Below are 10,884 nucleotides of genomic sequence, written 5' to 3'. Positions count from 1 at the left end.
CCGTGCTGCATGGTGTATGGAGTTCATACACCAAGCGCACGGGACGCTTCTGTTATTAGTTATCGATGATGACCTTCTGACCTACATCGATACCTTTCTTAATTTCGACCTCAGCACTTGTCTTGAGGCCGACTTCAACGTCGATTTCTTTAATACGATCATTCTCGATAACCTTCACGTAATTGCGGCCAAACATGCTGTTTAAGCTGCCGCGCGGAATAATGAGGACATCGTTTCGTTTCTCGATAAACAGTTTAATGTCAGCCAGCTTACCAATCTCGACCTGCGGTTTCGGTGCATCCAGCGCGATGATGAGTGCTCTTGCATTGCGGCGTTTTATCGCATCGACGTCGCTCTTAGGCGCCGTTGCAGGCGTTTGAATAACGGTTCCCTTGTAGGTCTTCTTATCGACTGTAACGTCTACCTCAATACCCTTCTTCACGGCTGCGATCTTGGCAGCGTCGGTTGCCTCGTAGATGAAGTTGACTTTATTCGGGTTGGAGATGATCGCCATCGTTTGCAGCGCTTCTACAGTTTCGCCGGGCTTGAGCTCATTCAGATACGTAATGATTCCGTCTGCCGGAGAGATCAGAAGCGACTTCTGGTATTGCTTGCGCAGGGCATCGAGTTGAAGCTGCTCTTTCTCAAGGTCGATGTGGGCAAGACGTGCTTCTTCCTCATCGCCGCCCTTCACCGCATCGGAGTAACGAAGCGAGCGCTGCTCAACGGTAAGCTCTTGAAGCTTGATCTGGAGCGGCAGCTCACCGGTATCGAGCTCGGCAATCGGTGAGCCGGCTTTCACGGTGTCCCCGGGCTGCACGTACAGCTTCTTCAAGCGTGCGCCGGATTCCGGGAACGCGACGGACTGATTGGTATCGGAAGCTGCGGTTGCGGTAGAAGATAAATAGAGTTCCATATTGCCGCGTTTGACGGCTTCTGTTTCATGGATTTCTTCTTTCTTGCTTAGAATAGGAGGCTGGAGCGACTCTTCTTCAGCAGGCAGCAACGAACAGCTGCTGAGCATCAGAGCGGCAATAGATCCCATGAGTGACATGCGCAGCAACGAAATGGAAGTATGATTACGAAACTTAAACTTCGGCACGAAATAATCTCCCCTCATATTGGGCACTTAATTGGAAGGACAAGCTTTACTACTATAAAAAGAATAACGGCACGGTATAGCGATGTCAACGGTTACATTTCCAAATATTAGTTGGGAATTTTGCTTAAGAATGGATAATTGTCACTTCGTAACGGATTATGCTAAGGTTTCCAGGTAAGTCGCATTAGAAAGGTGGTTGGGAATTTTGGCTACAGCTTCACCACGTACAGCTGTTTTGCGAACCGGTACGCTGTATATGATTTTGTTTGCAATCAGTGCAGTGCATTTATTGAATGATACGATGCAGGCGGTCGTATCCGCACTATTTCCTGTTTTTGAAAAATCACTTCACCTAAGCTATGGGCAAATGGGCTGGATTGCCTTTACGCTGAATATGACTTCATCCGTCATGCAGCCTGTCGTGGGATATTTCTCTGACAAGCGGCCGATGCCTTGGATGCTGCCGATCGGAATGGGGAGTAGCTTGCTCGGGATGGCCGGACTTGCCTATGCGCCTAATTTTCTTTCCGTCATCGGAGCGGTTGTGTTTATCGGCTTAGGCTCCGCGGTATTCCATCCGGAAGGCTCGCGTGTCGTTTATTTTGCAGCTGGCGGACGCCGGGGGTTGGCGCAATCCATCTATCAAGTCGGCGGCAATGCCGGAAGCTCGCTCGCTCCGCTGATGACGATCTTTATCTTCCTGCCGCTCGGACAGCCAGGCGCGATCTGGGGTACACTTCTTGCCGCTGCGGCAATAGCCATATTGCTGCGTGTGGTCCCGTGGTACAAAGGGCAGCTGGATCAACAGGCGCTATCATATTGGGGCATGCCGCCGAGGCTTGGGGGCTGGCTAAGGTGATGAATTATTCCAGCGTCCTTCCGTTGATCGGCTTGTTAGCCATCTTGCTGCCGCCAGATCGGCGCGAGGCTGCGTAAAATAGTAAGGACTATGCCTGTTGGCATGAACGAAACAGAGTATCAAGTATAAGAGTAGGACGCCCGATGGGCATGAACGAATCTGTCCCACAGGCGCGCGATGCGACTTACGGGCAGCTTTTTTGCGCCGTATTACTATATGGTCATGTGAATGGTGAACGTGGACACGAGTTTGCTATGCCTGAAGCGCAATTGTTGCCGTGATTTCGCGCTAACGAACCCTACGGGTCTTATCCGGTTGAAAATAGCCATTTAATAATTCTAACGAACCGTAGAGGCGCTATTACGAGAAAATGGAGCGAAAAAGGACCCTTTGACACTAAATAAGACCTGTTGGGTTCGTTAGAAATTCAAACCTCATCATTTTGCTGAAATAAGGCCCACACGGTTCGTTAGCGTACATGAACAACTAACTCTTTGCTACCATCCTTACATCCGCCCCTTGAAACGAAGCATGCCAATCGTATAAGCTAGAGGTGTGGCGCTGCCCTTGCACTTGCTCATGGCATTTGACAGCAAGCAGGCCGGCAGTCTCAACCTAATAAGAGGAGCGTGCACACAGCATGGCGAAGAGTACAGCGCGTAAGCAGCGGGAGAAGAAGCTGCAGCAAGGCGGGATAGACCCGAGAAGCTTAAGAGGGAACTGGAACGGTGTGAAACCTGTGACGAGGGTGAAGCCGGATAAACGGAAATATGCGTATCCTAAGAATGACGATGATCGAGGCTTTAAGCGTGCTGCAGCAGCTTAAAGATTGGATCATCGTCATTCTTTTTTAATGCGCCTCTCCACCGAATGGGACGGCTACAGCGGTTTCAACTTGTTACCACCATTCGTTTATTGAAATAAACCAAACAAAATGATATATTATCTAGGTAATTATCAAACGAATGATGGAGTTGTTTGTTATGGATATTTCAGAATCCTTTTATACCGCATCGCTTTCCGAGCTGAAGCAGGGGTATGTGTATCACGGGGAATCAGATAGCTATTACTGCTTAGTGTGTGGGGAACAATTTGAAGAAGGCATCATCTATACCATTGATAATCGCCTAATGGAAGCCCATAAAGCAGTTGCGAAGCATATCGGCAGCGCGCACGGATCCATGCTTCGCTATCTTCTGGAACTAGATAAGAAGGCAACCGGTCTGACGGATTTGCAGAAACAGCTTATCGAAGCATTCGCTTCAGGCTCATCCGATGCGGATATCGTGAAGCAAACCGGCAGCGGCAGCGCGTCAACGATTCGAAATCACCGATTTGCGCTGAAGGAGAAAGCGAAGCAGGCAAAGCTGTTTCTTGCCATAATGGAATTAATGGATGGCGGTCTAGCGCAAGGAGCTAAATTTGTTCCGGTGCACCGCACTGCTCCGCTCGTTGATGAGCGTTTTGCCATTACCCATGATGAGTACAAAGCACTGCTGAACAAATACTTGCCTGAAGGTCTGGCAGGACCGCTTACCGGTCTGCCGCGCAAGGAGAAACGGAAAGTCGCCCTGCTCCGACACATTGCAACAAGCTTCAAGAAAGGCCGCAAGTACAAGGAAATTGAAGTTAATGATCTTCTTAAACGGTTTATGGAAGAAGATTATGTGACGCTCAGAAGATACTTGGTGGACTACGGGTTTCTAGACCGTGAGAGCGACGGAAGCGTATATTGGCTCAGCTTATAAGCTGGCACGAAGCACGAATGCAAGAAATGGGAATTGACAGAAGGAGGAATTTACAATGATGAACAGACGTAAGGAATTACAAAATGAATATGGGATGAAGCAGCGCGCGATGGGCGTGTTTCAAATCGTCAATGAACGGAATGGAAAACGTTATATCTCCTCGTCACCAACACTCGATTCCGCATGGACGCGCCAGAAGTTCTCGCTCGACATGAACGGTCATATGAACTCTGCGCTTCAAGAGGAGTATAGAGCGCAGGCAGGCGCAGACTTCAGATATGAGGTATTAGAGCAGCTCAATCTTGGTGAAGAAGTGCGCAACGACTACAAAGATACGCTCATTCCAGGCACAGAAATCGTGGACCGTAATGCATTGATGAACTATCGCGATTCCCTCAAGCGACTAGAGAAGAAGTGGCTTGATGAATTACAGCCGTACGAACCGAACGGTTACAACCGTCCGCCCAAATAGATCCGAATAAGGAGTTTGAACGAAATGAATAATAACCAAGCGGCAGCTTCAGGCATATCAGCCCAAACTCCGCTGCTGCGGAACCGCTTTTTTCAAACGATACTCATGTCGAATATGATGCTGCAAATTGGAATATGGGTGCGAAATTTCGCCATCCTACTCTATGTGACGGATCAAACCAACAACGATCCCATTGCGGTATCGTTAATCTCCGTGGCCGAGTTTTCGCCGATATTTCTATTCGCCTTTATTGGCGGCACCTTCGCGGACCGCTGGCTTCCGAAACGAACGATGATTTGGTGCGATCTGATGTCTGCCGCATCCGTTGTGCTGGTGCTGATCGCGCTTGTGTATGAATCATGGGCTGCCGTCTATTTTGCCACCTTCTTATCTGCGACGTTGTCTCAATTCTCGGCGCCTTCATCCATGAAGCTGTTCAAGCAGCATGTACCGCAAGAGCAGCTGCAAAGCGCGATGGGAATTTTCCAGACGCTTATGGCGGTGTTCTTGATTGCCGGGCCTTCCGTGGGAACGATCGTCTATCAGAACTTCGGCATTCATGTCTCGATTGGCGTTATGGGCGTAGCAAGTTTCTTATCCGCACTTATCCTATTCCGGCTCCCGAAAGATCAAGCGATTATACGGCGTGATCCGGAAGCGAAGCCAACCTCCGTGATGACGGAAATGAAGGAAGGACTTCGCTATGTGTGGGGCAGCCGAGTACTTCGGACCATGTGCATCACCTTTGCTCTGGCAGGCTTGTCAGGCGGAATTGCACAAACGCTGGGGCTGTTTGTCGTGACGGAACGACTTGGACAACCGAAGGAATTTCTGCAATATGTACTTATGCTGAGCGGGATTGGCATGCTCATCGGCGGTGCTTTTATCACGGTAGTGTCGAAGAAAATGTCTCCGGTCAAAATGCTGGCGCTCGCCTTAGGCGTAAGCGCGGTCGGTACTGTAGGCGTTGGTTTCTCCATGAATGTACCGTTTACGCTGGGTTTGCAGTTGATCATGGGTATGATTTTCCCGATGGTCCACATTTCGATCAATACCATTATGCTCAAATGGTCGGCGCCCGAATTTATCGGACGCGTCAGCGGCACACTAGGTCCGATGTATATGGGGGCCATGGTGCTCATGATGGCATTGGCGGGACCGCTCAAGACGATCCTTCCGCTGACCACCATTTATACGATATCCGGATTATTAATGCTTGCCGGCGTGATGTCGCTGGTACCGCTCTTTAAGCAGCAGGCGCCTGAGCCGGCGGCAACGAGTGTATCGGCTTAAAGAAAAATTTACCAAATACCTGTTGACACCGAAAGGGTCAACAGGTATTATCATGTATAAATCATAGTAAGTCGATAGGAAAAGAATATTTTAATCCACCGGATTACCGGAGAGGGACCAATCATCGAGAGATGAGTGCGTCTCTTTTTTTTATCACTTTTTCCTGTGATTGTGATTCAATTCCGATGGAGGGTTGCCCATGAAACCGCATTTTGCAAGGAAATCAGCCTTAACCGCATTCACGCTGCTCATCGCTTCATCCCTGGTATTGTCCGGGTGTAACGAGAAGGATGCCGGTGCCACAGCCAAGGCAGGCAATGGAGAACTGGAGGTCTCGGAGCTTCGCTACCAAGGATCGGTCGGCGCCGTAACCTTTCCCGAACTAGCGGAGGATCTCGGTTATCTCGTCCCGCTGAAGCTGAACTATATTGGCAATACGATCAGCGGTCCGCAGGATATTCAGTCAGTCGTGACCGGCGATACCGACTTCGGCGGTGCATTCAACGGTGCGATCGTCAAGCTGCTGGCTGCCAAAGCTCCGATTAAGTCCGTTATCTCCTACTACGGTGTGGATGATGCAACGTGGACCGGATACTACGTCCTTGATGGCAGTTCCATTAAGACAGCTAAGGATCTGATTGGCAAGAAGATCGCGGTGAACACGCTTGGCGCACACCATGAATTTGTCATCAAAGAATATTTGCACAGAGCCGGACTGACTGCAGATGAGATCAAGCAAGTAACGCTCGTCGTTGTTCCGCCGGTTACAACGGAGCAAACGCTTCGTGCGAATCAAATCGACGTTGCGGCTCTGGGCGGCACATTGCGGGATAAAGCTGAAGAACGCGGAGGCATCCATCCGCTCTTCAAGGACAAAGATTTGTTCGGGACATTCAGCGCAGGCAGCTATGTTTTGACGGATAAGTTCATTAAGAACAATCCGAACGCGGCCAAGAAGTTTGTGGAAGGTACCGCGAAAGCTATCGAGTGGGCACGAACAACACCACGAGAAGAAGTCGTTGCAAAGTTCGAGGATATTATCAACAAACGCGGCCGCAAGGAAGACGCCGGAGCGATCAAGTTCTGGAAGAGTACAGGTGTGGCCGGCAAAGGCGGGTTGATCGCCGACACGGAGTTTGATACGTGGATCAAATGGCTTATAGCCGAAGGCAACCTGAAGGACGGGGACCTGACAGCGAAGGAACTCTATACGAATCAGTTCAATCCCTATCAGAGTGAAACGAAATAACCGCGAATCAGGAAAGGAGCATGAGGATCATGGAAGCCAAAATCAGTCTCCAGAACGTACGCAAGTCGTTTCGCGTTCAACGGAATCTATCCCATTTGAAATCGGATCAGCAGCCGGTATCGGCGCTGCAAGATATTAATTTGGAGGTAAAGCAAGGCGAGTTTATGGTCATTGTCGGCCCGAGCGGCTGTGGGAAATCAACATTGCTGGATTTGCTGGCAGGACTTACGACACCAAACAGCGGGCAAATTCTAATGGATGGCAAACCGATTAACGGGCCGAATCTGGAGCGGGGCATCGTATTTCAGCAATATGCGTTGTTCCCTTGGAAAACAGCGCTCGCCAATGTGGAATTTGGTCTGGAGACCAAAGGAGTTCCGCGCAAAGAACGCAGAGAGATCGCCCGCAAATACATCTATCTCGTCGGCTTGGCCGGCTTCGAGAACCGGTATCCCCATGAGCTGTCCGGCGGTATGAAGCAGCGGATCGCCATTGCTCGCAGCCTCGCTTACAATCCCGAGGTGCTGCTAATGGATGAACCGTTTGCTGCGCTCGATGCACAGACGCGTGAAACCCTTCAAACCGAGCTGCTCCGCATATGGGAAGCGACGAAGAAGACGATTATTTTCATCACGCATGGAATCGAAGAAGCGGTTTACCTCGGGCAGCGGGTTGCGGTTATGACTTCAAGGCCGGGCAGAATTAAGCAAATCATCGACGTACCGTTCCAGTCTCGAACTACGGAAGAGGATCTAAGATCTAATCCCGAGTTTGTGCGTATTCGGCATCAAATCTGGGATTTGCTCAAGGATGAGGTGTCCAGGGCGCAGGAGCAGGAGAAGAACAAGAGTCTCGTAGCAGGCAGCGGCAAGAAATCGATGAACAAGGGAGTGACTGTCGATGGCTAATGTAACGACAGGAGACGGTAAAGCGCTGGCGCGCTACGAAACCGAAGCTGCTCATGCTCAGGTGGCGGAGCAGCCGGGAAGTGCGGCTTTGCAAGCTGCGGCTGTACATGTGCGGAAGTGGTTTCGCAATCTCATTGTCATTGTTGGCTTTCTCGCCTTATGGGAGCTCGCTCCCCGCAGCGGACTGGTGGACAGCACCTTCTTCCCGCCGTTGTCAGAAGTGCTGAAGGCATGGTGGGGGCTGCTGTTATCAGGAGATTTGGCCGCTCATACCGAAGCGAGCTTGACCCGATCATTAGGCGGATTCTCGCTGGCACTGCTCGTGAGCGTACCGATCGGGCTCGCGGTTGGGTGGTGGAAGCCGGTTGCCGCGTATTTGAATCCCCTGCTCGAGGTGATGCGCAATACGGCGCCGCTGGCGATTCTGCCGGTATTTATCCTGCTGCTGGGACTCGGAGAAACGTCGAAAATCTCCATCGTCTTCTATGCCTGCTTCTTTCCGCTGCTGCTCAATACAATCAGCGGGGTGAAGAATGTTGATCCACTCTTGATCAAATCCGCCAAATCGATGGGGCTCTCCTCTATTGCGCTATTTCGTAAAGTCATTATTCCGGCAGCGATCCCTACGATTTTTATCGGTATTCGTCAATCTGGTGCGGCCTCTATTCTTGTTCTTGTTGCTGCTGAGATGGTAGGGGCGAAGTCAGGCCTTGGTTATCTCATTCAATATACGCAGTTTAGCTTCCAAATCCCTGAGATGTACGCGGGCATCCTGTCCATCTCCGTCATCGGATTGATTCTCAACTATGTCATCGTGTACATCGAGCGGAAACTAACGGCGTGGAAACAGACCTACGGCGACTAATCGTTCTCGTTATGAGGAAAGGTGCGTGAAGAAACGATGGGTATCAAACAGAAGAAGCAGATGAATTTGAATGTATTTATTATGAATGCCGGGCATCATGAGGCGGCATGGAGGCATCCCGGAACCGAGCCGCACAACATTACGGACATTGCGTATTTTCAGAAAATAGCGCGGATTGCCGAGCAAGCCAAGTTTGATTCGCTCTTCCTGGCAGATGGTCTGGCGGTTAGTAACAATATTAAGCATGGCGCTTTTGTCGGGTTGGAGCCGTTCACGTTGTTGTCCGCGCTGGCTGCGGTCACGGAGCAGATCGGTTTGATCGGCACCGTATCGACGACCTATAACGAGCCTTTCCATGTCGCTCGTAAATTCGCATCGCTGGATCATATCAGCAAAGGCCGTGCAGGCTGGAACATCGTGACCTCCGGCAGCGAGTTCGAGGCGAGCAACTTTAGTCGCGATAAGCATTTGGAGCATCACAAGCGGTATGAGCGTGCAAGGGAGTTCCTTGAAGTGACGACTAGTCTGTGGGACAGCTGGGAGGACGATGCAATCGTCATTGATCGTGAGGCCGGGGTATTCGCGCAGCCGGAGAAGGTGCGGAGCATCAACCACGCCGGCGAGGCGTTCAAAGTGCGCGGACCGCTGAATATTCCAAGATCGCCGCAGGGTCATCCGGTTCTGGTGCAGGCCGGCTCCTCGGAGGACGGCAAGGAATTTGCGGCGCAATATGCGGAGGCGATCTTCACTGCGCAGCAGACGCTTGCCGAGGCGCAGCAGTTCTACAGCGATGTGAAAGCACGCGCCGCCAGGTATGGAAGAAATCCGGATGAGCTGAAAATCTTACCAGGCATCTGCGCGGTCATCGGTGCAACGGAGTCCGAAGCGAAGGAGAAGGAACAGCAGCTTAATGAGCTGACCGTTCCGGAGTATGGGCTGAATCAGCTCACCAACATGCTGGGTATTAATTTGTTTACCTATCCGCTTGACGGGCCGCTGCCTGAACTGCCGAACGTCAGCGATATTAATGGGAACAAAAGCAGATTCCAGCTGGTAGCCGACCTTGCTTCGCGTGAGCAGTTGACGATTCGCCAGCTGATTCACCGGCTGGCCGGCGGACGCGGACACCGCGTATTCGCAGGCACCTCGGTGCAGGTTGCGGATGAGCTGGAGGCTTGGTTCACGCAGGGCGGCAGCGACGGCTTTAATGTAATGCCGCCGTACTTGCCGGCAGGACTGGAGGAATTTGCTTCGCAGGTCGTGCCGGAACTGCAGCGCAGAGGGTTGTTCCGGACCGCGTATCAAGGGCGGACATTGCGGGAACATTTTGGCCTTGGGCGACCGGTCAATCGGTATGCAGCCCAGGCTCAGGCTCCGTTGGCAGCTAGGCAATAACCACATAGATGTAGGAACAATAAAATTTAAAACAAATCCAAGGAGGCAATAAAATGAGCCAAGTAGAACAAAACGAAATCATTGGTCAATCGTTCGAGGTACGTCCGGTAGCAGGTAGAATCGGTGCAGAGATTAGAGGAGTTACACTCTCTTCCAATCTGAATGAAGAAACAGTTAGCTTCATTAGAGAAGCGCTGCTGAAGCATAAAGTTGTATTCTTCCGCGGGCAAAATCAGCTTGATGATGCGGGGCAGGAAGCTTTTGCCCAATTGCTTGGCAATCCGGTTGCTCACCCGACGGTGCCAATCAAGCAAGGAACCGATTATGTGCTTGAGCTCAATTCCAATCACGGCGGACGTGCCGATTCTTGGCATACGGACGTTACTTTCGTGGATGCCTATCCGCAAGCCTCCATCCTGCGGGCGGTTGTAGTGCCGGAGTCCGGCGGCGATACCGTATGGGCGAACACGGCTACAGCCTACGATAATTTACCTGCCGAATTGCAGAAGCTGGTCGATGGCTTGTGGGCGGTGCACTCCAATGAATATGACTATGCAGCTTATCGGAGTAAGCCTATCGATGAGGCGGCGGAGACGAGGTATCGCGAAGTATTCGTGTCTACTTTATATGAAACGGAGCATCCGCTCGTACGCGTCCATCCGGAGACAGGAGAGCGGACGCTGGTTTTGGGTCATTTTGTGAAGCGTATCCTCGGGTTGTCTTCCTCGGACTCGGCTCAACTGTTCTCGCTGCTGCAAAATCATGTTACTAAACTAGAGAACACCGTTCGCTGGCGCTGGGCAGAAGGCGATGTTGTCATCTGGGATAATCGGGCGACGCAGCATTATGCAGTCAACGACTATGGCGATCAGCACCGTGTCGTGCGCCGCGTTACCATCGATGGCGATGTGCCGGTAAGCATTGATGGCCGGAAAAGCGTTACCCGCAAGAAGGTTGGACCGGCAGATCAAGCGGCAGCGGAATCCGCGTAAA

The 10,884-nt window shown here is 51.2% G+C and carries 10 protein-coding genes and 1 pseudogene; 10 read left to right on the top strand and 1 reads right to left on the bottom strand.

From position 1 onward, the window contains the following. Window positions 1–55 precede the first annotated feature (55 nt). Window positions 56–1,102, bottom strand: coding sequence for an efflux RND transporter periplasmic adaptor subunit (locus tag AC506A_RS13725; protein WP_495461554.1), 1,047 nt, complete (start codon window positions 1,100–1,102; stop codon window positions 56–58). A 256-nt stretch (window positions 1,103–1,358) separates the two neighbouring features. On the opposite strand from AC506A_RS13725, the pseudogene AC506A_RS13720 reads away from it, so the two are divergent. From AC506A_RS13720 to AC506A_RS13675, 10 genes and pseudogenes are all read left to right on the top strand, one after another. Next, window positions 1,359–1,901, top strand: a pseudogene (locus AC506A_RS13720) (MFS transporter); the annotation flags it as partial. 700 nt (window positions 1,902–2,601) lie between these two features. Further along, window positions 2,602–2,787 carry a ribosome rescue factor BrfA gene (brfA, locus tag AC506A_RS13715; protein ID WP_495461553.1) on the top strand — a complete coding sequence of 62 codons (186 nt, stop codon included), beginning with the start codon at window positions 2,602–2,604 and terminating at the stop codon, window positions 2,785–2,787. Between the two features lie 157 nt (window positions 2,788–2,944). After that, on the top strand, window positions 2,945–3,709 hold the full coding sequence (locus AC506A_RS13710) for a DUF2087 domain-containing protein (protein WP_495461552.1): 765 nt from the start codon (window positions 2,945–2,947) through the stop codon (window positions 3,707–3,709). 55 nt (window positions 3,710–3,764) lie between these two features. Then, window positions 3,765–4,181 (top strand): GIY-YIG nuclease family protein, encoded by a 417-nt coding sequence (locus AC506A_RS13705; protein ID WP_495461551.1) that lies wholly within the window; start codon window positions 3,765–3,767, stop codon window positions 4,179–4,181. 24 nt (window positions 4,182–4,205) lie between these two features. Then, window positions 4,206–5,474: an MFS transporter gene (locus tag AC506A_RS13700; protein WP_495461550.1), complete on the top strand. Its 1,269-nt coding sequence runs from the start codon at window positions 4,206–4,208 to the stop codon at window positions 5,472–5,474. A 199-nt stretch (window positions 5,475–5,673) separates the two neighbouring features. Continuing rightward, a complete protein-coding gene (locus AC506A_RS13695; protein ID WP_495461549.1) occupies window positions 5,674–6,723 on the top strand; it encodes an ABC transporter substrate-binding protein in 1,050 nt (349 codons plus the stop codon). 29 nt (window positions 6,724–6,752) lie between these two features. Then, window positions 6,753–7,631, top strand: coding sequence for an ABC transporter ATP-binding protein (locus AC506A_RS13690; protein ID WP_495461548.1), 879 nt, complete (start codon window positions 6,753–6,755; stop codon window positions 7,629–7,631). Beyond that, window positions 7,624–8,496, top strand: a complete 873-nt coding sequence (locus AC506A_RS13685) for an ABC transporter permease (protein WP_495461547.1) — start codon at window positions 7,624–7,626, stop codon at window positions 8,494–8,496. Before AC506A_RS13690 ends, AC506A_RS13685 begins: the two co-directional genes overlap by 8 nt. Before the next feature lie 36 nt (window positions 8,497–8,532). Next, on the top strand, window positions 8,533–9,891 hold the full coding sequence (locus AC506A_RS13680) for an LLM class flavin-dependent oxidoreductase (RefSeq protein ID WP_495461546.1): 1,359 nt from the start codon (window positions 8,533–8,535) through the stop codon (window positions 9,889–9,891). Between the two features lie 53 nt (window positions 9,892–9,944). Beyond that, window positions 9,945–10,883 (top strand): TauD/TfdA dioxygenase family protein, encoded by a 939-nt coding sequence (locus AC506A_RS13675; RefSeq protein WP_495461545.1) that lies wholly within the window; start codon window positions 9,945–9,947, stop codon window positions 10,881–10,883. The last annotated feature ends 1 nt before the right edge of the window (window position 10,884 follow it).

This window comes from Paenibacillus sp. N22P23, assembly GCF_059383735.1.
This window is presented reverse-complemented; position numbering and strand designations above follow the sequence as displayed.